Origin of the sequence: Streptomyces rectiverticillatus, assembly GCF_013394065.1 — a bacterium.
In the GTDB taxonomy this organism is placed as follows: domain Bacteria; phylum Actinomycetota; class Actinomycetes; order Streptomycetales; family Streptomycetaceae; genus Streptomyces; species Streptomyces rectiverticillatus.
Genome location: NZ_CP040752.1, coordinates 4,132,035 through 4,153,500, shown reverse-complemented (window position 1 = coordinate 4,153,500; position 21,466 = coordinate 4,132,035). Strand labels below are relative to the sequence as shown.

Here is a 21,466-nt window from a genome sequence, read left to right as displayed (position 1 = left end):
TTTACAGTCACCGACGTGATGGAGTACGACCCGACGCGGCCGAAGTGGATGCAGATCGCCGACGTAATCCGGCAGCGCATCGCCAGCGGTGAATACCCGCTCAACCACCTCATCTCCGAGGTGCGCATGGAACAGGAATTCGACGTCGCGCGAACGACGGTCCGCAAGGTCACAGCCGCCCTCCGCGCCGAAGGCCTGATCGTCACAACGCCCGGCATGGGCTCCTTCGTAACCGCCCGACCCCCCAAGGCGAACGGCTAGGCGCAGGTGACCGCCGGGCGGCTGCTCAAGCCACTTCCGCGCGAACGAGCAAGGTACCCAGAGCCTGACCCCCCGGCGGGGGCACGATGCGAGCGTCCACGCGTGTGAAGCCGCTCCGCTTGAGAAGGTCCGCCCAGACCGTGGGCGCGTATTGCCAGCGCAGCACGGTCAGCTCGCGCTCGCGGCCTTCGAGCCACTTCCCCCGCATCCGCTGAGCCCCATGCGTGCCCGGGCCGGGCTCTGCGTGGCTGAAGACGACGACCCCGCCGGGGGCGAGGCGCTTGGCCAGCAGCGGGAGGAGCTGCTCTGGGTCGGTGAACCAGACTGCTCCCCAGACGGAGTAGATCGCGTCGTACTCGGCCGCCTCGGACACGAGAAAGCTGCACACGTCCGCGTGCACGAAGGTGACGCCCGGGACGTGCGACCACCAGCGGCAGGCGCGGGCGATCTGGACGGCGGAGAAGTCGACAGCGGTCACCTGGACGCCGCCGCGCGCGAGGTGGACGGCGTCGGCGCCTTCACCGGGGCCGAGCTCCAGCGCAGTGACCGGGTTACCGAGGAGCTCCGGTCCGGGGCCATGGCCGGGGAACTGCGTCCACTCGAACCGATCGGTCGGCGGGGTCGGTTGTTCGCCCTCCCCCCGGTAAGGCTTGTACAGATCCCAGTATTCGGCCGGAGTGAGAGGCGGGCGGGGCATGAGGCTCCTCGGAGGAACGGTAGGCCGCATGAGTCCGTCACCGTACCGCCGCCCGAGGCCGCGCCGGGCGGCGTTGACAGAGCCCCGCCCGATCGGAGCCATACGTGGGCCCGGGGCCGCTCACGGCGCCCCCGGGCCTGACCGCTTCGGTTCGTTCAGTGACAGTTCGTTCCTGGTGCGCACGGGCCGCACTTGGCGTAATCGGCCTCCCAGAGCTTCCAGTCGACCTTGAACCCGTTGTCCGCAATGATCTTTGCGGTGCGCTCGACCGAACCGTCGTACTTGAAGGCGATCTCCGGGATGTGCTCCAGGAACCGCCCCTCAAAGTGCTGGGCGCAGAACTCGCGGTAGTTCTTCGTGTCCAGGATGAAGGTGTGGACGGCGACGTCGACCGTGCGGCCGCAGCACATCTCCAGCTGCTGCCCCCACTTCTCCATGGCCGTGACCAGATAGGACACGGCCGCGCCGAACAGGCGGTTGGCGTACACCTCGTCGAACGGGTGGTCGCGCATGAGCAGCTGGATCTCGCGCTCCCACACGCTCGGCTTGACGAAGTCCCGGGGTTCACGAACCGCCGGTCCGGCCTCAACTGCGGTGGCCATGCTGTCCTCCTCGTTGTTCGATGCCCTCGCGCCTCCCGGAACGGGGCGCCCCTCCAGTGCAGCGCACCCCGGGTCCGTGGGGTGATCCGTTGCCGCAGGTCGAATGCGGTGTGCAGATGCTGCACACGGCCTTGGCGCGCCGCGGGGCCACGCCTACCGTGGGCGGGCAGGCCTCGCGCCCGTGAAGGTGGTGTGATGAGCGCCGATCCTCTGTGGAAGACGCCCGAGGCAGCTGTACTGATCAGACGTCACCAGGCCGGTGGCCTCGTCCGTCTGGGCCGCACTCACCTCGGCTGGCGCCAGGCCGACCTCGGCCGACGCGTCGGCTGCTCAGCCTCCACCATCTCCCGCCTCGAACGACACGGCACGACCGACTTGGGACTGTTGCGGCGCGCCGCGCAGGAGGTGGGATTACCGACGGATGTTCTGGCCGTGGCCATCGGCCTCGGCAGGATCGCGGCCACTACAGTGGCGGCGTCCGGGCCACGTCATGCCGAGGAGGACCCGTTGCGCCGCCGCACACTGCTCGCCGCCGCCGGGGCGGCAGGCCCCCTTCAGCTCCTCCTCGCCGGCCTGGATGACGCACTCGCGGCCATCCCCGCCCCGCACGGCACGGCCTCGACAGTGCGACTGCGCCTGCCCGCTGCCCAGGCCCTGTTCGACAGCGGCCGACACTCCCGGTTGCTCGAAGCGCTCCCGGCGCTGCTGGCTGATGCCCATGCCGCAGCCCGGACCCGGTCACAAACCGCGTACGCGACGCTGTCCTCCTGCTACTCCCTGACCTCCCGGGTCCTGACGAAGATCGGGCGCTACGAGCGCTCCAGGCTGACCGCCGACCGGGCTCTCACCTACGCGGACCTGTCCGGCGACCCCATCGCCACAGCCGCCGCATCGCGGGAGCTGAGCATCGTGCTCCGCCACCAGGACCAGCCTCAAGCCGCCCAGCGCTTGGTCGAACGCGCCCTGGTCACCGTCGAACGCTCGGGGCTGGCCACCCCGCCGCAAGCAATGGCGTATGCGCAGTTGCTGTGCACCACTGCCTACACAGCCGCCCGCACCGGCGACCGCGACCAGGCTCGTACCCTCATGCGCGAAGCCGGACGCGCTGTCTCGCGCCTGCCGGAGCGGCCACCTCCCGGCGCCGCCATCTCGATCGGTCCAGCTGCCGTCACCCTCTACGAGGTGGGCGTGCATTGGGCTCTCGGTGACGCCGGAAGCGCTCTCCAAGCCGGGCGCACGCTGCACCCCGGACAGTTCCCCACCGCCGAACGCCGCGCCCGCATGCACACCGATCTCGCCCGGGCCTGGTGGCAATGGGGCAAACCTCAGCAGACCGCGGACGCACTCCTCGAAGCACTCCGCGTCTCCCCCGCCGAAGTACGTGACCGGCCCACCATCAAGCGCGTCGCCACCGACCTGATCATCCGGCACCCACACACCGCCGGCGCGCGTGAGCTCGCTTCCGCCGTCGGGCTGCGCGCCCGGTAGTGGCTGAGATCGGTTGTACCGGCCTCTGTGCCTCTTGCGGGGCAAGGCGCAGCCGGCTGCGGCGCTCCGGGCACCGGAGGCTGCCCCACGCGAGCGCCCACCCGGGCGCCCGGAAGTCACCCCCCGTGAGCACCTCCCGGCTCCGGGGCCGTCCCGCCCCGCCACCGCTCGCCCTCGCCCGCCATCTCGTACGCGCCCGCCTCCAGGCGCTCGATGAGGCCGCGGGTCCACTCCCCGCCCGTCTCCGCCGTGTGCACCCACAGGCCCATGATCTCGGCGATGTGGCCCCAGTCCTCGCCCTCGGCCGGGGTCCAGTTCCGGCGGATCTCCTCGCGCCACTCCTCCAGGGCCGCCACCCGCTGCTTCAGCAGGGCGACGGCCTCGGCGCGCGGCAGGTCGACGAGGAAGCCCACGCCGGCGGTGAGGACGTCGGTCTTCTCGTCGTGGGCGGACAGCGCGTGCCGCAGGAGCCGGAAGTACTCCTCCTGGCCGGCGGGCGTCAGCTCGTACTCCGTGCGGGGCGGGCCGCCGGCCTCGCTCGGCGCCGTGTCGTGGGCGACCATCAGCCCTTGCTTCGCCATCGCCTTGAGCGCGTGGTAGATCGACCCGGGCTTGGCGTTGGACCACTGGTGCGCGCCCCAGAACTCCAGGTCGTTGCGGACCTGGTAGCCGTGGGCCCGTCCGTGCTGCCGGACCGCGCCCAGGACCAGTAGCCGGATCGCCGACATCGCGCCCTCAGCCTCCTCGTTCCACTGCCGTCCGGACCATGTCCAGACTAGGTGGAACGAGGGGCCGGGCCACATCAGGCCCCGTTCGTCAAGACCCGTCCGTCAAGACCCGTCCCTCAGGCCCCGTCCTCCCCGGAGGCCAGCGCCACCAGTTCGAAGGCGGTCTTCCCGTCGAGCGACTCGCGGATGACGTCCGCGTGCCCCGCGTGCCGCCCGATCTCCTCGATCAGGTGGAGCAGCAGCCAGCGCATGGACACCCGCGAGTCCGCGGGGAACCACGGCGCCGGGGGCAGCGGGAAGGTGTCCTCCAGGCTGGGCACGGAGCGGATGAACTTCTCCGTCTCCGCCGCCACCTGCTCCCACCGGGCGAGCACCCCGGCGACGGTCTCGCCCTCCAGGAGCCGGAAGCCGTCGGCCCACTCCGACTCGTCGTGCCCGGCCTCCTCCGCCCGGTCCTGTGCCAGCAGCAGCCAGTTCCGCTCGGCCTGCGTCACGTGCTTGAGCAGTCCACCCAGGGACAGCTCGCTCGCGCTCGGCTTCAGCGCCGCCTGCTCGTCGGTCAGCCCGAGCACCGCCCGCCGCAGGCCGCCCCGCTGGGCCTCCACGAACGCCAGCAGTGTGCCGCGCTCGTCGGAGGGGTTGTTCTCGATGACGTGGGTGGGCATGGAGGCCGCCTTTCGTTTGCTCATCGCTGTCGTGCCGTCCGACGGGTCAAACGTAGGGGCCTATGCGGTCAGGTTCTGTCCTCGAACCCGACAGATCCCCGCGTCCGCTCAGAACGGGAAACGGCTCTTCCCGTGCTGGATCGAGATCCACTTCGTCGTCGTGAACACATCGACCATCGCGTCGCCGTTCAGCCGCCCCACGCCCGACGCCTTCTCGCCCCCGAAGGGCACGATCGGCTCGTCGTGCACGGTCCCGTCGTTCACGTGGATCATCCCGGCGTCGATGCGCTTCGCCACGCGCACGCCGCGCTCGGTGTCCCCCGTGTGGACCGCGCCGCTCAGCCCGTACGGTGTGGCGTTGGCCAGCCGGACGGCCTCCTCCTCGCCGTCGAAGGGGATGATCAGCGCGACCGGCCCGAAGATCTCCTGGCCGAGGATCGCGGCGTCGGCCTTCAGCCCGGTCAGGACGGACGGCTCGACGAGCGTGCCCTCCGTCCGGCCGCGCACCAGCGCGGTCGCGCCGTCGGTGACGGCCTGCTCGACCAGGGAACCGATGGCCTCGGCCTGCCCGGCGTTGATCAGCGGCCCGATGTGGGTGGCCGGGTCGCCCGGGTCGCCGACCTTGAGGCTCTTGACCTTGGCGACGAACTTCTCGGTGAACTCCTGCTCCACCGAGCGGTCGACGAGCACCCGGTTGGCGGCCATGCAGACCTGCCCCTGGTGGATGAAACGGCTGAATACCGCCGCCTCGACGGCGTAGTCGAGGTCGGCGTCGTCGAGGACGATCAGCGCGCTGTTGCCGCCGAGCTCCAGGACGGTCTTCTTGAAGTGGGAGGCGGCGACCGTGGCCACGTGCCGGCCGACCTTGTCGGAGCCCGTGAACGAGATGACCTTCGGCACGGGGTGTTCGATGAGCGCGTCGCCGATCTCCGCGATGTCGGTGACGACGACGTTGAGCACGCCCGCCGGCAGCCCGGCCTCCTCGAGGACCTTGGCCACCAGGCCGCCGCCGCATATGGGCGTGTTCTGGTGCGGTTTGAGGACGACGGTGTTGCCGAGGGCGAGCGCCGGCGCGACGGACTTCAGCGACAGCAGGAACGGGAAGTTGAACGGGCTGATCACCCCGACGACGCCGACCGGCACCCGGTAGAGGCGGTTTTCCTTGGTGTCGTCCGGCGAGGGCAGGATCCGCCCCTCGGCCCGCAGCGAGAGGTGGACGGCCTCCCGCAGGAACTCCCGCGCCAGGTGCAGCTCGAACGCCGCCTTCAGGGCCGTGCCGCCGCACTCCGCGGTGATCGCGGCGGCCAGCTCGGCCTCCCGGTCGTCGATGACGCGCAGCGCCCGCTCGAAGACCAGCCGGCGGGTGTACGGATTGGTGGCGCCCCACGCGGGCTGGGCGCGCTCGGCGGCGCGGTAGGCCTGGTCGATCTCCCCCACGCCGGCGACGGTGATGGAGGCGAGCTTCTCCCCGTTGTACGGGTTGAAGTCGACGATGTCCCAGGAGCCGGTGCCGGACCGCCACTCGCCGTCGATGTACTGGAAGGCCAACTCTTCGAAGTAGGACATGTGCCATCCCTGCCTGGAGATACGGGGGCGCTCGGCGGCGCCCGAACCGGAATGCGCTCCTGATGGGACGTCATCGTACTGATGTGTCACATGAGTTGAAGCAGCCGCCTCAGCAGGTCCCGGGTGGCCGACGGCGAGAGACTGTCCTCGTGCAGCCGCTCCATCACCCTTCCGTACTGGGCGACTTCGTCGGGCTTGTCGAGGTAGAGCGCGCTCGTGAGCTGCTCCAGGTAGACCACGTCCGACAGGTCCGACTCGGGGAAGCGGAGCATCGTGAAGGCGCCGCTCTCGCCCGCGTGCCCGCCGTGCGCGAAGGGCATCACCTGGAGGGTCACGTTGGCCTGCTCGGAGATGTCCATGAGGTGCTGGAGCTGGCCGCGCATGACGGCCTCGCCGCCGTACGGCCGGTGCAGCGCCGCTTCGTCCAGGACCGCGTGGAAGTGCGGGGCGCGCTCGGAGAAGAGCAGCTTCTGGCGCTCCATGCGCAGCGAGACGCGGCGCTCCACCTCCGCCCCGTCGGCCGCGGGCTGGCCGCGGACCACGACGGCCTGGGCGTACCCCTCCGTCTGCAGCAGCCCGTGCACGAACTGGACCTCGTAGATCCCGATGTGCGAGGCGGCCCCCTCCAGTCCGACGTAGGTCTGGAACCAGCCGGGCAGCACGTCGCCGTAGCTGTGCCACCACCCGGCGACGTTGGCTTCGCGGGCCAGGCCGAGCAGCGCCTCGCGCTCCAGCTCGTCCGTGACACCGTAGAGGGTCAGCAGGTCTTCCACATCGCGTGCCTTGAAGCTCACCCGGCCCAGCTCCATACGGCTGATCTTCGACTCGGACGCACGGATCGAGTAGCCGGCCGCCTCGCGGGTTATCCCACGTGACTCACGCAGTCGCCTGAGCTGGGAGCCCAGGAGTATGCGGCGCACCACTGAACCGCTCGACTCGCTCGTGGCCATCGTTGCGACTCCTCCTCTTCCGGTTCCGTTTCCGGCCTTGCCGCGCTCGCCCTCTCCGGGGGCGACCCCCGCAGCCCCCGGCGGTGAAGTCTGCCATCTCCGGGCTCGGTTGAGTGTGCATTGAGTGTGCATCCGGCTACCCGGAGGGGAGTAGGCCGGAGGTCGTACGGAAGAGGGCGTAGGAAGAATTGCGGCCGAACGCCGACGTGCGCCCCCAAATCCCCCACGTGCACGTGCATCTGCCCTTGCATCCGCCATCCGCATTGGGAACGATGGGGAGCGCACACGTGCGTGTCACGTCCACGATTGCCAGGAGTGCCTCGGATGGGTACCGAAGGATCGACTGTGCTCTCTCCTCTGTGGCGAGGGCTGCCACCGATCGCCCCATCGGCCGTCCCCCACTCGGCGTCCTGCGCGCTCCCACCCCGCTTCGAGGCGGTCCGGACCGCCCGTACGTTCACCAGAACGACTCTCCAGGGGTGGGGCCTGGCGGGGCTCTTCGACGACGTGGCGCTCGTGGTCTCGGAGCTCGTCACCAACTCCTTGCGCTACGCCCTGCCCGCCGAGCCGATATCCGGCGGTGAATTCGACCCTCCGGTGCGGCTGCACCTGATGCGGTGGACGTCGCGTCTCGTGTGCGCCGTGCGCGACCCCAGCGAGGAGAGCCCGACGGCCGGCGAGGCGGATGCGTCGGCGGAGTGCGGGCGCGGGCTTTTCCTCGTCGAGTCCTTCAGCGACACCTGGGGGTGGCACCCGCTCGCGGGGGCGCTGCACGGCAAGGTCGTATGGGCCCTCTTCCGGCTGCCGCACGAGCAGCGCGCTTAGCAGTACGAGCAGCAGTACGAGCAGCAGTACGAGCAGCTGCACGCTTAGCAGTACGAGCAGCGCGCTCGGCAGGAACCGACTACCGGATCGACCGGATCAGTCGGTCACCAGATAGTCGAATTCCCCGTCCTTGATCCCGCGCAGCATGGCGTCGATCTCCGCAGGGGTGTAGACGAGCGCCGGACCCTCCGGATGACGGGAATTGCGCACGGCGACCCCGCCACCCGGCAGCTTGGCGAACTCCACGCAGGATCCCTGGGAGTTGGAGTGCCGGCTCTTGCGCCAGACGACGCCGTCGAGGTCCGCGGCAGCCATGCCGTTGTACGCGTGAGGCACTGGACTCTCCCGGAGAATTGCAGGGCACCCCGGCACGCCCGGCGGCGAATGGTGGGGTTGACAACTACTCCGGATCATAGCTGCGTTCACATGCTTCTGCATGAGCGAATGCACGTGCACTTACGGTGTTCCCACCATTACTTCAAGGTGACTACACCATCGCGACCAGGCGACCGCCGACTACTTGCCCGCACTCGAATACGGCAGGAGTGCCATCTCACGTGCATTCTTGATCGCCCGGGCCAGCCGGCGCTGCTGCTGGACGGTGACCCGGGTCACCCGGCGGCTGCGGATCTTCCCCCGGTCCGAAATGAACTTCCGCAGCAGATCGGTGTCCTTGTAGTCGATGTACGTGATGCCCGCCGCATCCAGGGGATTGGGGCGGGGCTTGAGGTTCTTGCGGTGGTCGGGGCGGCGCGGCATGAAAGGTCCTTGGAGATCTGAAACCGGGAAGGGGTCAGGAAACGGGGTCGAGGAGTTCGTCGAACGCGGCCGGGAGCAGCCGCCAGGCGTCGGGACCGCCCGCGTATTCGGCGTCGGTCAGCAGGCACGACTCCAGCAGCGTGCGCAGCCCGTCGGCGTCGAGCCCCGGCGAGGTGAACGTGAGGTGCTGGACGCGGTCGCCGTGCTCGGGATCCCAGTCGAGGGAGGCGGCCACGCGCCGGTCCGGCGGCACCATGTCCCAGGCGGCGTCCGGCAGCGCCGCGAGCCAAGGCCCCGCGCTCTCCACGCACAGCGCGCCGCCTGCGGCGTCCCACGCCAGCAGCGTGTCCGGCCGGTCGGCGAGCCAGAACCGGCCCCGGCTGCGTGCGGCGGCGCAGCACAGGTCCTCCAGTGCGGCGTACAGCCGCCCCGGGTGGAAGGGGCGGCGCCCGCGCCACACGAGGGTGGCGACGCCGTCCGCGTCGGCCTCCTGCGGCAGCAGTGCGCAGGCGGGGTGCTGCCGCGCCGCGGCCGCCTCCACGTCGAATCCGGCGACCGCGGCGGCCGCCAGGTCGACGGAGTCGACGGCGATATGGCGTGCGGTGGGGGCGAGTTGGGTGAGGAGGGCGTAGTCGGCGGCGTCGGCCGGGGCCACGGGTTCGCCGAAGGCGGTCCGGTCGCCGTCGGCGTCCTCCCCGGCCGTCCCTTCGGCCGTCCCTTCGGCTGTCTCCTCCGCCAGCGCGAGCACCGTCGGGTACTCCAGCTGCCGGGCGAAGGTGTCGGCCACGGTGCGCTGGTCGGCGGCCGCGGCGGCCAGTCCGGCCTCCGCGAGGTCGTCGCCGCAGCCGAGGGCGGGCAGGACGAGGGCCGGGTCCACGGCTGTGATCACGCCGGTGAGCCGCAGGTCCTCGCCCGCGTGGGCCGCCACGACCTCGGCCATGGCCTTGGGCTCGACGGAGTCCCACAGCTCGACGACGGCGAGCCGGCACGTGCCCGAGGCGGCGAGCCGCTCCAGCTCGGGCATGAGGTCCTCGCGCAGGGCGCAGCAGGCGCAGTCGTTGACGAGCGGCGTCTCGCCCTCGTCGAGCGCGCCGGTGCGGTCCCGCACCGTCCGGCGAACCGTTCCGGCGGAGGCGGTGGCCAGGTCGTGGTGGAGGGCGACGCTGCCGGGGACGGTCTGCAGGAGGCGCTCGACCGTAGCCCGGCGGGCGTCCGCGTGCAGACCGCCCACCAGGGCCACGGGCAGGGGGTGCGGCGCGGTCACCGCCCGCCCCCGCGGCTGCCGTAGCGGCGCTCGAAGCGCTCGACGCGGCCGGCGGTGTCCAGGACGCGGGCCGTGCCGGTGTAGAAGGGGTGGCTCGCCGAGGAGATCTCGACGTCGATGACGGGGTACGTCCTGCCGTCCTCCCACTCGACCGTCTTGTCGCTGGTGGCGGTCGAGCGCGTGAGGAAGGCGAAGCCGGCCGCGCGGTCACGGAAGACGACGGGGCCGTAGGGCGGGTGGATTCCGGGCTTCACGGCGGATCAGCGCTCCTCTCGGAAGGTGACGTGGCGGCCGACGACGGGGTCGTACTTGCGCAGTTGCATGCGGTCGGGGTCGTTACGGCGGTTCTTGCGGGTGACGTAGGTGTAGCCGGTTCCGGCGGTGGACCGGAGCTTGATGACGGGGCGTAGCTCGTTGCGGGCCATGGGGGCTACTATACAGAAATGGTTCCCATTTTCATTAAGGCTCTTCCGGAGCCCCCGATCGCCCCTTCGATCGCCCCTTCCCAGGAGGTCTGACCCTTGTCGGCGCACTGCCAGCTGACCGGCCGCAAGCCCGGATTCGGCAACTCCATCTCCCACTCCCACCGCCGCACGTCGCGGCGGTTCGACCCCAACATCCAGACCAAGCGCTACTGGCTGCCCTCCGAAGGCCGGAACGTACGGCTGCGGCTGAGCGCGAAGGGGATCAAGACCGTCGACGCGATCGGCGTCGAGGCGGCCGTGGCCCGCATCCGGGCCCGTGGGGAGAAGGTCTGATGGCCAAGAAGAGCAAGATCGCGAAGAACGAGCAGCGACGGCTGACGGTCGCCCGCTACGCGGCGCGCCGGGCCCTCCTCAAGGCCGTCATCCGCAACCCGCGCACGCCGGAGGAGGAGCGGCTGGCGGCCGAGCGCGAACTGCGGCGCCAGCCGCGGGACGCGAGCGCGACGCGCCTGCGCAACCGCGACTCCGCCGACGGCCGGCCGCGCGGCTACTTCCGTACGTTCGGCCTGTCGCGCGTGAACCTGCGCAAGGAGGCCCACGCCGGGCACCTGCCGGGGGTGCGGAAGTCCAGCTGGTAGACGGCCGGGCCGGCGGTTACCGGGCCGGCAGTCGCCGGGGCGAGCCGGGGCGAGCCGGGGCGAGCCGGTGGGGGCCGGCGGGCTCACGGGGCGCGGTCGCGGGACCGGCGGGCTTGAGCGGGCCGGGCGACCTTGAGGGGGCCGCCCGGCCCTGCGGCACCGGCCGGAGCGCAGCACGCTTTCGCTCAGTGCGTCACCCGTCGGCCACCACCAGGCGGGCCGTGGAGAGGGAGTCGATGAGGGCCGCCACGTCAGTGGCGGCCCGCTGTGCGGAGACGGCCGGATACCGCTCGGTGAGCGACTGCGCCGCCCGCTCCGGGGTGCCGTCGAGCAGGGTGCGCAGGATGAGCGCGGCGGTGCTGTTGAGCTGCCAGTAGCTCCCGGACTGCTCGTCGAGCAGCACCATGCCGTCCTCGGTGTCCGTGGCGGACACGTCCCGGCGCAGGGTGAGGGTCACAGCGGTCTCCCGTGGTCGTGTGAGGCGGTCGTGCGAAGGGCGGCGCGGTTACGGGGCGACTACCGCGGCTACGGCATCAGGGCGGCGCGGTCGGGGAGGGAACGGAGCCAGAGTTCGCAGCCCAAGGTGGTGTCGAGCGGGCGCAGGGGCTCCGGTACGGGATGCAGGCCCAGCAGGCTCGCGCGGAGGGCCGCCCCGTCCACCAGGCCCGCGCGGGCCAGCAGGGAATCCTCGAACAACGCGACCAGACGGGCCCGGTTGTGCCGCAGCCCCGCGTACAGGTCCGCGTACAAGTCCGTGTGCAGGTCCGCGCCGAACTCGCCCTTGGTGGGCCGCCCCCGGACCGGATCCGGCACGATGCCGCGCAGCGCGGCGGCGAGAACCGGCTTGTGCCGGCCGGGCGCGCTGCGTTCGTCGACGCGTACGGACAGCGCCGCCTCGATGACGCCGTCGTCGAGATAGGGCGCGGCGTACTCCAGCCCCCTCGCGGACGTCACCTGGTCGAGCTGGCGGACGCCGCGCCCGACTGCCCGTACGGACGCGAGCGCCTCGTGCTGGCCGCGCTGCGCGTGGAGCGGCTCCGGGGCGGCGGCCGCGGCCTCGCGCAGCAGGCCCCGCACCGCGAGGACCGCGTCCGCGGTCGCCCAGGAGGGCATGCGCAGGTCCGGCCCCCAGGCCATGGAGGGGACGTTCCCCGCCGGGAAGGCGGCGGGGCGGACGAGACTGTCCGCCCAAGCGGTCAGCCACTGGGGGAAGTTGCTGCGGTCCGCCAGGCCGCCCAGGGCCGGGAGAAGCGGCACGCGCCGGCTGCCGGCGTGCTTCCTGCGGACGGCGGCGAGGGCCGCGAAGGCGGCGAGCGGGCGGCTGCGCAGGAGGTCGTGCAAGTGCGGGGCAGGGGCGGTGAAGAGCTCGTCCCCGCCGCCGCCGAACATGTGCAGCCGGGAGCCCCGGACGGTCATCAGGGCGGACAGCTTGGCGAAGCGGGCGGCGTCCCGCACCCAGGCGCCGGGCTCGTCGGCCGGGCGGTTCATGACGTGGGGCGGGTCGCCGAGGCCGTGGACCGGGTGGCCGAGGCCGTGGACCGGGCGGTTGATGCCGTGGACCGGGCGGTTGATGCCGTGAGCCGGGTGACCGAAGCCGTGGGCCGGGCCGCCGATGCCGTCGGCCGGGTGACTCATGTCGTATCCGGCGCCCGGCTGCAGGACATCTGACGCCTCGGCCGGATCGCTGAACCAGAGGGGCGTTCCGGAGCGGCCGGGCCGGACGTGCCGGGCGTCGGGGAGTGCGGCGGCAGCCTGTGCGGCCCGGCGGCCGTCGTCGTTGCCCGGGTCGGCCCCTTCCCAGCGCAGGGTGACCAGCTTCGCCGCGCCGATCCGGGCTGCAAGGAAGCACAAGCCGGTGGAGTCCATCCCGCCGGAGAGGTCCGCACTCACCGTGCCGCCGCCGGCCGTGCAGGACTCGACGGCGGCGACGAGCGCCCGGCGCACCCCGCGCGCGCCTTCGGCCGCGGACAGGACCGGCTCCGGCGGGGTCCACCAGCGCCGCGTACGGGCCCGGCCGTCGGCCTCGATCAGCAGACAGTCCCCGGACGGTACGCGGTGCACGCCGCGCCACGGGCTCCGGTCGTCCAGCGGGTGGGGAGGGGGTGAGGAGAGCAGGTGGAGTGCGAGCATCCGCTCGTCCGGGCTCGCTCCGACGGCCTCCGCGAGCCGGTCGGCGCGGTCGGCCGCCACGGTCACGCCGTCGAAGCGGGCGTGGAAGACCCCGCGCGTGCCGGACGCGGAGCCTCGTACCCGGACCTGTCCGCCGGCCGAGGTCACCACGTGGAAGCTGCCCGCCAGGCCCGCCACGGCGCGCTCGGTGTCCGCGACGTCACGGAGCTGCCGCAGCCGTGCAGCCAGCTCCGCCGCGGTGACGGGGCAGCGGCCGATCACCGCCAGCCGTGCTGCGCCTGCCGCCGCCCCCATTCCCGTCCCCGCCCCGGCGATCGTCACCCTTTCGTCCGGCCAACTGCCCAGCAGCCAGGGCCGTCCCGAGGCGTGGTCGATCGCCCGGCACGCCCGGGGGCGCAGCACGCGGGCCGCAGCCAGGCCCGCCTCACTGTCCGGCAGAACCGCGAACCACACTGCCCGGCCCCTTCCCGGCGACTGCTGTCCAGCGGTGCGGCAAATGCAACGCAGCCGCACCGTGAGCCCCGGGATACCCACGCCTTCGCCTGTTACGCCGAACAGGCGAACATTTCACACGACAAGGAGGCAAGTGTGACGATATGCCTGCCGCCCTACTGGCCGTCGTCCTGCTGAACGGCGCCGGAAGGCGTGACCCACTCGACGAGCTGGACCACGATGCCGTTCGGGTCCGTGACCTGGAACAGCCGCTCACCCCAGGGCTCTTCGCGCAGCGGCATGGTGATGTCGGCGCCTTCGGCGCGCAGTCGCTTCTCCTCGGCTTCAAGGCCGGTGACGGTGAACACCACGGCCAGGCCGGCGGCGCACTCGTCACGCCGTTCGGGCGGCAGCACCTCGATGCCGCGGCGCAGCAGGACGATGGCGACGGCGTCGTCGTCGCGCGTCAGCGAGACGAACCCGTCGGCCTCCATGGCCACTTGGTAGCCGAAGTGCGCGGTGAAGAAGTCACGCGAGGCCTGCACGTTCTCGACGGTCAGGGAGATGGTGGAAACGGAGACGCGCAAGAAGGGTCCTCTCTCAGGCAGGAACTTGCTACCGACGTAACTTTGCATCGAGGGCATGCCATTCGTCAAGAGTATTTTTACGTCGAGAGTAAGATTGCTTCATGAGCGCCGAGACGATGGGACTCCGTGAGTCCAAGAAGCAGGAGACCAGGCAGCTGATCTCCGACCACGCCACCCGGCTCTTCCTCGCGCAGGGCTTCGAGGAGACGACGATCGCCGAGATCGCCGCAGCGGCCCGGGTCGCGAAGAAGACGGTCACCAACTACTTCCCGCGCAAGGAGGACATGGCCCTCGACCACCACGAGGAGTTCGCCGCGAGCCTGGCCCGCGCCGTCGCGGACCGGGCCGAGGGCGAATCGGCCCTCGCCGCACTGCGGCGGTACTTCCTGGCCGCGGTGGAGGACCGCAGCCCCGTCGCGGGCTTCGCCGGGTACGAGTTCGCGCACATGATCGCCGAGAGCCCCACGCTCACGGCCCGCCTGCGCGAACTGCACGACCAGCGCGAGGAAGCCCTCGCCGAGACCCTCGCCGGATACGAGGGCGAGGGCGGCGGCAGGCGCGGGAGCGGGGGCGGCGGGGGCATCGCACCCCGGGCCGCCGCCGTCCTCCTCGCGGCAGCGCAGCGGCTGCTCTTCGAGCGCATCCAGGAGCTCACACTGGCGGGCCGGTCCACCGACCGGATCGCCGGCATCGTGGCCGAGGAGGCCGCGCACGTCTTCGACCTGCTCGCCCCTTCCCTGGGCGACTACCCGAGCACCCCGAGGGCGTAAGGGCGCGAACAGAAGCCGAAGCCCGGCTTGAACGTGTTCAAAAACAGGTCTACAGTCACGACCATCAGAGCTTTTGAACACGTTCAAGAAGGGCTGGGGACGTGGATCTCACAGTCGTCGCATACGTCATCTACCTGCTGCTCAGCCTGGGCCTCACGGTCTGGGTGGCGCGCACGCTCAGCCGCAACGGGCGGGTCTTCCTCGCCGACGTCCTGCACGGCAACGAGAAGCTCGCGGAGGCCGTGAACCGCCTGCTGGTGGTCGGCTTCTACCTGGTGAACCTCGGGTTCATCGCCCTGTACCTGCAGGACGACAGCACCATCACCGACGCCCGCGGGGCGTTCGAGGCGCTGTCGCAGAAGCTCGGCGTCGTCCTGCTCGTGCTCGGCGTCATGCACCTCGGCAACGTCTACGCCCTCAACAAGTTCCGCCGCCGCGGCATCATGGACCGGGAGCAGGTCCCGCCCGTCGCGCCGCAGGGGTGGACCGGTCAGCAGGGCCCGTGGACCGCGCCGGCCGGCGGGCGCTGACCCCGATGGCGACCGCCACGGCAACCATCACCACCACCGCCGCCGCCGCTGCCGCTGCCGCTGCCGCTGCCGCCGACCGGGACGCCCGGAGCGTCCCGGTCCGCCGGCTCACCGTGCTCTACGACGCGCAGTGCTCGCTCTGCACCTTCGTGCGCAACTGGCTCGTGAAGCAGCGTCAGCTCGTACCGCTCGACCTGGTGCCCCTCGGGTCGGACGAGGCCCGGCGGCGCTTCCCGGAGCTCGACCATGCCGCCACGTCCGAGGAGATCACCGTCGTCGGAGACGCCGGGCAGGTCTACCGCGGCGCCGCCGCGTGGGTCGTGTGCCTGTGGGCCCTGGCCGAATACCGTCCGCTCTCCCACCGCATGAGCACCCCGTCCGGCCTCCGCTTCGCCCGCAACGCGCTCCTGGCCGCGTCCAGGTACCGCGGGGCGTACTGGCAGCCCGCGGCCACGCCCGTGCCCGCGCCCGGCACGAACGGGTGGGCCTACGCCGCCGCGCCCCCGGCCTGCGGCAGCGCCTGTGAGCCCGGCAGTGCACCCGCGTAGCGCCCGCCCCCGCACCGGCCCCCGCACCGGCCGCCCCGCGCGGATCGTCGGCCTCGTCGCCTTCGGCACCGTGGCCGCACTGGCCGCCCTGGTCGTCCTCCTGAGCCCGCCCGCGGGCTCGGCGGAGCCCGGCGAGCTCGTCGGCTCCTGGCGTGCCCGCCAAGGGGCGCGGCTGATCCTCCGCGAGGACGGCACGCTCACCGCCGTGGGCGTGCCCACCGCCTTCTCCGAGGACGACGACGAGCAGCCCACCAGGCGCTTCACCGGCGACGGAACCTGGCACCTGGGGAAGAAGCCCAAGCTCGGCCACCAGCGGATCCGGCTCACCCTCGGCGAGACGTTCGAACTCTCGATCGCCGGCGAGGGCGCCCGCGACGGCCTCTTCATCAGACCCTCCCGGGACACCACCACCCAGTTCCGCTTCAAGCGGACCCCTTAGGCTCTGAACCGTGCCAGCAGAGAACGAGCCCCGGCAGCAGCCTGCGAAGAGCGAGCAGACCCGCACCCTGATCCTGGAGACCGCGATGCGGCTCTTCCAGGAGCGCGGCTACGACAAGACCACCATGCGGGCCATCGCCAAGGAGGCCGGGGTCTCCGTCGGCAACGCGTACTACTACTTCGCCGGCAAGGAACACCTGATCCAGGGCTTCTACGACCGGATCGCCGCCGAGCACCAGGCGGCGGTCCGCGAGGTGCTGGACCGGGAGACCGACCTGGAGGCGCGGCTCTCCGGCGTCCTGCAGGCCTGGCTGGACATCGCCACGCCGTACCACGAGTTCGCGGCCCAGTTCTTCAAGAACGCCGCCGACCCCGACTCCCCACTGAGCCCCTTCTCCGCCGAGTCCGAGCACGCGCGGGAAGCCGCCATCGATGTCCACCGCGAGGTGCTCGCCGGCGCCAAGGCCAAGGTCCCCGCCGAGCTCGCCGACGTCCTCCCCGAGCTGATGTGGCTCTCCCAGATGGGCCTCGTCCTCTACTGGGTCTTCGACCGCTCCCCCGACCGCGAACGCACCCGCCGCCTCGCCGACCGCGGCGCCCGCCTGACGACGCGCGGCATCTCCCTGGCCCGCTTCCGCGTACTCCGCCCGCTCGTCCTCGAAATCCACGAGCTGTTCACGGACTTCCTCCCCGGCATGGCCCAGACGGCGGTCACCCGCAAGTCCTGAGTACGTGCGGGTGCGGCCGCTCGCCTCTGCAGGGAGCCGATCCGGCACCCGGGTGGGTACCGGACCACCCTCAGTCGTCTCCGCCGCCGCCTTCGGGGCAGATGAGCAGGCTCACCAAGCTCCCGTCGCTGGCTCCGAATTCCGGACCCAGCTCCGTGGTACTGGCAGACTCCATCGCTTGCAGATCGAGAAGAACCATCTCTCGCCTCCCGTCCCATCCCGTCCATTGATGCCCGCTCAAGCCGCCCATAGCGGCACTGCCGCCCGTGCGGTTGGAGCAACGGGTGCACACGCCTACGGCAGGCGCACGCCCGCGGCGATGCGCACGGGTCGATGCGCACGGGGCTGAGAAGCCACGGCTTGATTACCGCGGCCGAGTCGCCATGGGGCGCGCGGTGCCGTTTACGGGAGCCACTGCACGGGGGACGCCTCGCGGATGTGGATGAGAACGTCGAAGGCGTCGGCCAGGGACGCCACCGCGAGATGCTGGGTGGCGTCGCGGGACGGGTCGTAGACGCCGCTGATGACGCGGGCCTTCGCCGGGCCGTCCCAGCGGCCGCGTACGGCCTCGTCGCGCAGGTCCAGCCAGTGGGCGGGCGTGGCGAACTCGCCGAGCTTCGCGTCGATGAAGCCCTCGGCCGGTTCCGGGACGGCGACCACGCCGAGGTCTCCGTGGTGGAAGCCGATCGCCACGGACACGTACCGGGCCCCGTAACCCTCACGCAGCACGCTGCCGACGGTGGGCTGCGGACCGCGCTCCGGCGCCACCATGCCCGGGGACACTTCCGCCGCCGACGTGTGCCCGATGCCGTCCCACACCACCACGCGCAGGCCCGTACGGCGCTGGAAGTCGCCGATGACGCCCGCCCACACCGCGTCGTCGCCCACGAAGTGGCCGCGCCCGGCGACGCTTTGCTCGTGGAAGTCCACGATCAGGTCCATCCGCTCCAGGATGTCGTCGTTACGGCCTTCTGCGGCGGGCAGTGCGCGGATCAGCGCCCGCGCGTCGCGGGCGTGCTCGGCGAACGGTCGTCCCGGGTGCGTTCCCTGGGCGCGCTGCACGTGCTCGTCCATGCGGTGAGCGGTCCGGATCGTGTCCAGGTGGGACGCCACCTCCGCCAGCCGCTCCGGGGCCGAGTCACGGACGTACTCCATGACCGCGTCGTAGTCGGCGGGCTGCGCCTGCGGGGGCTTCATGCCGAGGATCCGTACGGGGTCGTGCGGGTGGTCCCGGTTGAACTCCCGGATCCACTCCAGCGCCGCGGCCATCTCGGCCGTACGCCAGGGCCGCCAGGCGTCGTCAAGCGCGGTTTCCGCCGACCCCTCGCCCCCGCGTACGTACGCGTCCAGGGCGGCGGCGACGTCCGCGCTGTCCTGTACGGCCAGCACCCGGAACCCGTGCCGCCGGACCAGGCGGCGGAAGAGCTGGTCCCGCGTCCCGAACGTCTCCCGGGAGAAGCGGGTGGATTCCCCTATGCCGACGATCGTCGCGTCAGCGGCGAGCTTCCCGGCCAGTTCGTCGAGCGTCGCGTCGGAGAGCGGGAGGGGAGCGGTGGCGGTGGCGGTATTGATCTTCATGCCCCCAGGCTCCTACCTCAAGGATGCTTGAGGTCAAGGGGAAGATCAGGAAGATCGGGTCTTGGGCGGTCGGGCGGCGACGAAGGAGCCCATGCCGGAGGTGGTGACGATCAGGCCGAGGACTGTACACACAGCGCCCTGGTCAGCGGGCCGAGTTCAGGAATCAGGCGTCGTCGAGATCGGCGTCGTCCGCCGAGAGCTGCTCCGGCACGAACGTGCCCTTGGCGGGCAGGGTGACCAGGAGTCCGCGGTCCCGCAGTTCTTGAATGGCTCGGCGGACCGTGCCGATGGCTACGCCGTACTGCTCGGCCAGATCCCTCTCGCCCGCCAGACGGGCACCCGGGCGCAGGGCCCCGACCTCGATCTGGGCGGCGACGTGGTCCGCGACCTGCATGTAGACGTAGGCGACCCGCGTCGGGTCGACGGGCGGGGCGCCCTGCTCCTCTGCCATGGGCGTCAACCTAGCGCAGCACCCCACAACACGTAAGGGTGGATAGCGCTGCACTGCTCCACTCCGCTCTATACCGCGGCCTACGTTCAGAGGCGTTCAAAACCCCGGCGGCCGCGCGAACGGCCCCGGGGCGTGGCCAACGCTTAAAGGGAGCGTCGACATGCGTGACTTTATCGCCGGGTGGTTCGGGCGCGTCAGGGCTTCTTGCGTTAGGTCAACTCCCGCAGCACTTGGGGGAAATAAGCCGCGTCCGGGTCATCGGCCACCGGCCGGCAGCAGCAGGATCTGGTCCGCGTAGCACCACGCCCACTCCTCGCCCGGTTCGAAGGACCGGGCGAGATCGTGGCCCGGCTCGGTACGCGCGTGCGCGCTCGCGTGGCGGTGCGGGGAGCTGTCGCAGCAGGCGACGTGGCCGCAGACGAGGCACTCGCGCAAGTGCACCCACGTGCCGCCGGTGCGCAGGCAGTCCTCGCAGCCTTCCGTGGTGCTCGGGGTGACCTCCGCGGCCGCCTCGTCCAGGTGGGAGCAGTTCCGCTGTGTCGGGCGGCCTTCGACGTCCGCCACTGCCTTCCAGGTTCCACTCATGTCTCCAACGTAGCCCGCGACACGTGACCCTGCAGGTCAGGGCGATTGTCAGACCCTCCTGGCAGGATCTTGTGCGTGAGGTTGGCGGTGGCGGAGACGGGCGACGGGGGTGTCCGTCTCCGCGCCGTCGACCTCGCGGGGGCGCCGGTCGGCCCGGTCGCGTCCGCGGGCAGCCTGGCCGAGGCCGTGCGCTCGCATCCGCACGTGGAGCGGTGGGTGTGGCGGTCCACCGCCCACCATTACCCGCAGCTGCTCGCGGCCGGGCTGCGCGTGGAGCGGTGTTACGACGTCGAGGCCGCCGAGAGCCTGCTCGTCGGGCACGAGGAAGGGCAGTACGGGCAGCCGCGGTCGCTCGCTGCGGCGTGGGCGCGGCTGCGCGGGCTGCCCGTGCCCGCCGATCCGCCGCCGCGGGCCGCCGGCGGGCAGCCGTCGCTGTTCGAGCCGGGGCCCGTACCGCTGCCGCCCGGCACGGATCCGCTGGACGCGCTGGTCGAGGTCCATGCCGCGCAGATCGCCCGGGCGCAGGCCACCGCCCACCCGGGCCGGCTGCTGCTCCTGCTCGCCCTGGAGTCGGCGGGCACGCTCGTCGCCGCCGAGATGAACCGGGCCGGGCTGCCCTGGCGGGCGGATGTGCACCGCGCCCTGCTGGACGAGCTGCTCGGGGAGCACTTCCCGGGCGGGCTGGAGCCCCGGCGGCTGGCCGAGCTGGCGGAGGCCGTCTCCACGGCCTTCGGCGAAGAGGGCGGGCGCGTGCGGCCCGATCTGGCCGCCGACATCATCCGTGCCTTTGCCCGCCAGGGCATCTCCCTGTCCTCCACGCGCGCGTGGGAGCTCCAGACGCTCGACCACCCTGCTGTTGCGCCCCTGCTGGAGTACAAGAAGCTCTACCGGCTGCACACCGCCCACGGCCGGTCCTGGCTGCAGACGTGGGTGCGGGAGGGCCGTTTCCGTGCCGAGTACGTGCCGAGCGGTTCCGTCTCCGGCCGCTGGACGACCAACGGCGGGGGCGCGCTGCAGATCCCGCGCGTCGTGCGCCGGGCCGTCGTCGCCGACCCCGGGTGGCGGCTGGTGGTGGCCGACGCCGATCAGATGGAGCCGCGCATCCTCGCCGCCGTCTCCCGCGACCCGGGGCTGATGGAGGCGGCGAGCGGCGAGCGCGACCTGTACGCGGCCCTGTCCGACCGGGCCTTCGCCGGGGACCGCGAGCGGGCCAAGCTGGCGCTGCTCGGCGCGGTCTACGGGCAGACGTCGGGGGACGGCCTGAAGCACCTCGCGGATCTGCGCCGCCGCTTCCCCGCGGCCGTCGCCCTCGTGGACGACGCGGCGCGCGCAGGCGAGGAGGGCCGCCTCGTACGGACGTGGCTCGGGCGCACGTGCCCGCCGGCCTCCACGGCCCTGCCCGAGGAGGCGGGGCTCCCCCAGACCACCGAGCAGGACGGCTACGGCAGCACCCCCGCCGGCCGGGCCCGCGGTCGTTTCACGCGGAACTTCGTCGTGCAGGGCGGCGCCGCCGACTGGGCGCTGGCCATGCTCGCGGCCCTGCGCCAGGAGCTCGCCGGGCTCCGTGCCGAGCTGGTCTTCTTCCAGCACGACGAGGTGATCGTGCACTGCCCGGACGCCGAGGCGGCCACCGTCGCCGAGGCCATCCGCACGGCCTCGGCCCGGGCCGCGCGCGTCGTCTTCGGGGAGGTCCCGGTGCTGTTCCCGTTCACGACGGCGGTCGTGGAGTGCTACGCCGACGCGAAACCGGTGCCCACCGCGGCGGCGGCGCGCTGACAGCGCGTCATCCCGGGCTCCCCCATGCGGCCCACTCCAGCGCGC

General features: G+C 71.9%; 29 protein-coding genes. 11 read left to right on the top strand and 18 right to left on the bottom strand.

Features of this window, described 5'->3' with window-relative positions; genetic code table 11:
• The first annotated feature begins 18 nt into the window (after positions 1 to 18).
• Positions 19 to 261, top strand: a complete 243-nt coding sequence (locus FGW37_RS18095; RefSeq protein ID WP_425506649.1) for a GntR family transcriptional regulator — start codon at positions 19 to 21, stop codon at positions 259 to 261.
• 25 nt (positions 262 to 286) lie between these two features.
• Here FGW37_RS18095 and FGW37_RS18090 read toward each other — a convergent pair whose 3' ends face one another.
• Together FGW37_RS18090 and FGW37_RS18085 are read right to left on the bottom strand one after the other, a co-directional pair.
• Positions 287 to 958 carry a class I SAM-dependent methyltransferase gene (locus FGW37_RS18090; protein ID WP_179081992.1) on the bottom strand — a complete coding sequence of 224 codons (672 nt, stop codon included), beginning with the start codon at positions 956 to 958 and terminating at the stop codon, positions 287 to 289.
• Positions 959 to 1,113: 155 nt separating this feature from the next.
• Positions 1,114 to 1,560 (bottom strand): glycine-rich domain-containing protein, encoded by a 447-nt coding sequence (locus FGW37_RS18085; protein ID WP_179081991.1) that lies wholly within the window; start codon positions 1,558 to 1,560, stop codon positions 1,114 to 1,116.
• Between the two features lie 195 nt (positions 1,561 to 1,755).
• Between FGW37_RS18085 and FGW37_RS18080 the strand changes: the two genes are divergently transcribed.
• On the top strand, positions 1,756 to 3,048 hold the full coding sequence (locus FGW37_RS18080; RefSeq protein ID WP_179081990.1) for a helix-turn-helix domain-containing protein: 1,293 nt from the start codon (positions 1,756 to 1,758) through the stop codon (positions 3,046 to 3,048).
• Positions 3,049 to 3,164: 116 nt separating this feature from the next.
• Here FGW37_RS18080 and FGW37_RS18075 read toward each other — a convergent pair whose 3' ends face one another.
• From FGW37_RS18075 to FGW37_RS18060, 4 genes are all read right to left on the bottom strand, one after another.
• Positions 3,165 to 3,776 carry a PadR family transcriptional regulator gene (locus FGW37_RS18075; RefSeq protein ID WP_179081989.1) on the bottom strand — a complete coding sequence of 204 codons (612 nt, stop codon included), beginning with the start codon at positions 3,774 to 3,776 and terminating at the stop codon, positions 3,165 to 3,167.
• 116 nt (positions 3,777 to 3,892) lie between these two features.
• Positions 3,893 to 4,441 carry a DinB family protein gene (locus FGW37_RS18070; RefSeq protein ID WP_179081988.1) on the bottom strand — a complete coding sequence of 183 codons (549 nt, stop codon included), beginning with the start codon at positions 4,439 to 4,441 and terminating at the stop codon, positions 3,893 to 3,895.
• A gap of 108 nt (positions 4,442 to 4,549) precedes the next feature.
• Positions 4,550 to 6,007, bottom strand: a complete 1,458-nt coding sequence (locus FGW37_RS18065; protein ID WP_179081987.1) for an aldehyde dehydrogenase family protein — start codon at positions 6,005 to 6,007, stop codon at positions 4,550 to 4,552.
• 86 nt (positions 6,008 to 6,093) lie between these two features.
• Positions 6,094 to 6,957 (bottom strand): helix-turn-helix domain-containing protein, encoded by an 864-nt coding sequence (locus tag FGW37_RS18060; RefSeq protein WP_058045601.1) that lies wholly within the window; start codon positions 6,955 to 6,957, stop codon positions 6,094 to 6,096.
• A 324-nt stretch (positions 6,958 to 7,281) separates the two neighbouring features.
• Between FGW37_RS18060 and FGW37_RS18055 the strand changes: the two genes are divergently transcribed.
• On the top strand, positions 7,282 to 7,782 hold the full coding sequence (locus FGW37_RS18055; protein WP_179081986.1) for an ATP-binding protein: 501 nt from the start codon (positions 7,282 to 7,284) through the stop codon (positions 7,780 to 7,782).
• Between the two features lie 96 nt (positions 7,783 to 7,878).
• On the opposite strand, the gene FGW37_RS18050 is transcribed toward FGW37_RS18055, so the two are convergent.
• From FGW37_RS18050 to rpmG, 5 genes are all read right to left on the bottom strand, one after another.
• The gene (locus tag FGW37_RS18050) at positions 7,879 to 8,118 is read right to left on the bottom strand and encodes a DUF397 domain-containing protein (RefSeq protein WP_179081985.1); all 240 of its coding nucleotides are present in this window, start codon (positions 8,116 to 8,118) and stop codon (positions 7,879 to 7,881) included.
• Between the two features lie 180 nt (positions 8,119 to 8,298).
• Complete coding sequence (gene rpsR / locus FGW37_RS18045) at positions 8,299 to 8,541, bottom strand: 30S ribosomal protein S18 (RefSeq protein ID WP_179081984.1); 243 nt, start codon at positions 8,539 to 8,541, stop codon at positions 8,299 to 8,301.
• Between the two features lie 34 nt (positions 8,542 to 8,575).
• On the bottom strand, positions 8,576 to 9,805 hold the full coding sequence (locus FGW37_RS18040; protein ID WP_246430433.1) for a CobW family GTP-binding protein: 1,230 nt from the start codon (positions 9,803 to 9,805) through the stop codon (positions 8,576 to 8,578).
• On the bottom strand, positions 9,802 to 10,059 hold the full coding sequence (locus FGW37_RS18035; protein ID WP_179081983.1) for a type B 50S ribosomal protein L31: 258 nt from the start codon (positions 10,057 to 10,059) through the stop codon (positions 9,802 to 9,804). Before FGW37_RS18035 ends, FGW37_RS18040 begins: the two co-directional genes overlap by 4 nt.
• A gap of 6 nt (positions 10,060 to 10,065) precedes the next feature.
• Positions 10,066 to 10,230, bottom strand: a complete 165-nt coding sequence (gene rpmG / locus FGW37_RS18030) for a 50S ribosomal protein L33 (RefSeq protein WP_058045596.1) — start codon at positions 10,228 to 10,230, stop codon at positions 10,066 to 10,068.
• A 96-nt stretch (positions 10,231 to 10,326) separates the two neighbouring features.
• Between rpmG and rpmB the strand changes: the two genes are divergently transcribed.
• Positions 10,327 to 10,563 (top strand): 50S ribosomal protein L28, encoded by a 237-nt coding sequence (rpmB, locus tag FGW37_RS18025; protein WP_179081982.1) that lies wholly within the window; start codon positions 10,327 to 10,329, stop codon positions 10,561 to 10,563.
• Positions 10,563 to 10,868: a 30S ribosomal protein S14 gene (gene rpsN, locus FGW37_RS18020; protein ID WP_179081981.1), complete on the top strand. Its 306-nt coding sequence runs from the start codon at positions 10,563 to 10,565 to the stop codon at positions 10,866 to 10,868. Before rpmB ends, rpsN begins: the two co-directional genes overlap by 1 nt.
• Positions 10,869 to 11,061: 193 nt before the next feature.
• Here the strand turns inward: rpsN and FGW37_RS18015 are convergent, their stop codons facing one another.
• The 3 genes from FGW37_RS18015 to FGW37_RS18005 form a co-directional block, all read right to left on the bottom strand.
• The gene (locus FGW37_RS18015) at positions 11,062 to 11,325 is read right to left on the bottom strand and encodes a lasso peptide biosynthesis PqqD family chaperone (protein ID WP_179081980.1); all 264 of its coding nucleotides are present in this window, start codon (positions 11,323 to 11,325) and stop codon (positions 11,062 to 11,064) included.
• A 68-nt stretch (positions 11,326 to 11,393) separates the two neighbouring features.
• Positions 11,394 to 13,451: an asparagine synthase-related protein gene (locus FGW37_RS18010; RefSeq protein ID WP_179081979.1), complete on the bottom strand. Its 2,058-nt coding sequence runs from the start codon at positions 13,449 to 13,451 to the stop codon at positions 11,394 to 11,396.
• Between the two features lie 155 nt (positions 13,452 to 13,606).
• Positions 13,607 to 14,017 carry a VOC family protein gene (locus FGW37_RS18005; RefSeq protein WP_179081978.1) on the bottom strand — a complete coding sequence of 137 codons (411 nt, stop codon included), beginning with the start codon at positions 14,015 to 14,017 and terminating at the stop codon, positions 13,607 to 13,609.
• A gap of 101 nt (positions 14,018 to 14,118) precedes the next feature.
• Here FGW37_RS18005 and FGW37_RS18000 point away from each other — a divergent pair, with 101 nt between their 5' ends.
• The 5 genes from FGW37_RS18000 to FGW37_RS17980 all read left to right on the top strand — a co-directional run bounded on the left by FGW37_RS18000 (position 14,119) and on the right by FGW37_RS17980 (position 17,031).
• On the top strand, positions 14,119 to 14,787 hold the full coding sequence (locus tag FGW37_RS18000) for a TetR/AcrR family transcriptional regulator (protein ID WP_246430432.1): 669 nt from the start codon (positions 14,119 to 14,121) through the stop codon (positions 14,785 to 14,787).
• Between the two features lie 101 nt (positions 14,788 to 14,888).
• Positions 14,889 to 15,317 (top strand): hypothetical protein, encoded by a 429-nt coding sequence (locus FGW37_RS17995; protein ID WP_179081977.1) that lies wholly within the window; start codon positions 14,889 to 14,891, stop codon positions 15,315 to 15,317.
• Positions 15,318 to 15,322: 5 nt separating this feature from the next.
• Positions 15,323 to 15,865 (top strand): thiol-disulfide oxidoreductase DCC family protein, encoded by a 543-nt coding sequence (locus FGW37_RS17990; protein ID WP_179084763.1) that lies wholly within the window; start codon positions 15,323 to 15,325, stop codon positions 15,863 to 15,865.
• Positions 15,852 to 16,304: a hypothetical protein gene (locus FGW37_RS17985; RefSeq protein ID WP_179081976.1), complete on the top strand. Its 453-nt coding sequence runs from the start codon at positions 15,852 to 15,854 to the stop codon at positions 16,302 to 16,304. The genes FGW37_RS17990 and FGW37_RS17985 overlap by 14 nt, the downstream gene beginning before the upstream one ends.
• A 10-nt stretch (positions 16,305 to 16,314) precedes the next feature.
• Complete coding sequence (locus FGW37_RS17980; RefSeq protein WP_179081975.1) at positions 16,315 to 17,031, top strand: TetR/AcrR family transcriptional regulator; 717 nt, start codon at positions 16,315 to 16,317, stop codon at positions 17,029 to 17,031.
• A 70-nt stretch (positions 17,032 to 17,101) separates the two neighbouring features.
• On the opposite strand, the gene FGW37_RS34170 is transcribed toward FGW37_RS17980, so the two are convergent.
• The 4 genes from FGW37_RS34170 to FGW37_RS17960 form a co-directional block, all read right to left on the bottom strand.
• Positions 17,102 to 17,230 carry a SapB/AmfS family lanthipeptide gene (locus tag FGW37_RS34170; protein ID WP_179081974.1) on the bottom strand — a complete coding sequence of 43 codons (129 nt, stop codon included), beginning with the start codon at positions 17,228 to 17,230 and terminating at the stop codon, positions 17,102 to 17,104.
• Between the two features lie 203 nt (positions 17,231 to 17,433).
• Positions 17,434 to 18,609, bottom strand: a complete 1,176-nt coding sequence (locus tag FGW37_RS17970; RefSeq protein ID WP_179081973.1) for an erythromycin esterase family protein — start codon at positions 18,607 to 18,609, stop codon at positions 17,434 to 17,436.
• Between the two features lie 163 nt (positions 18,610 to 18,772).
• Entirely contained in the window at positions 18,773 to 19,060 is a 288-nt protein-coding gene (locus FGW37_RS17965; RefSeq protein WP_179081972.1) for a winged helix-turn-helix domain-containing protein, read from the bottom strand.
• A gap of 255 nt (positions 19,061 to 19,315) precedes the next feature.
• Positions 19,316 to 19,645, bottom strand: coding sequence for a UBP-type zinc finger domain-containing protein (locus tag FGW37_RS17960; RefSeq protein WP_179081971.1), 330 nt, complete (start codon positions 19,643 to 19,645; stop codon positions 19,316 to 19,318).
• Between the two features lie 69 nt (positions 19,646 to 19,714).
• Between FGW37_RS17960 and FGW37_RS17955 the strand changes: the two genes are divergently transcribed.
• Positions 19,715 to 21,421 carry a bifunctional 3'-5' exonuclease/DNA polymerase gene (locus FGW37_RS17955; protein WP_218650591.1) on the top strand — a complete coding sequence of 569 codons (1,707 nt, stop codon included), beginning with the start codon at positions 19,715 to 19,717 and terminating at the stop codon, positions 21,419 to 21,421.
• Positions 21,422 to 21,466: the final 45 nt, after the last annotated feature.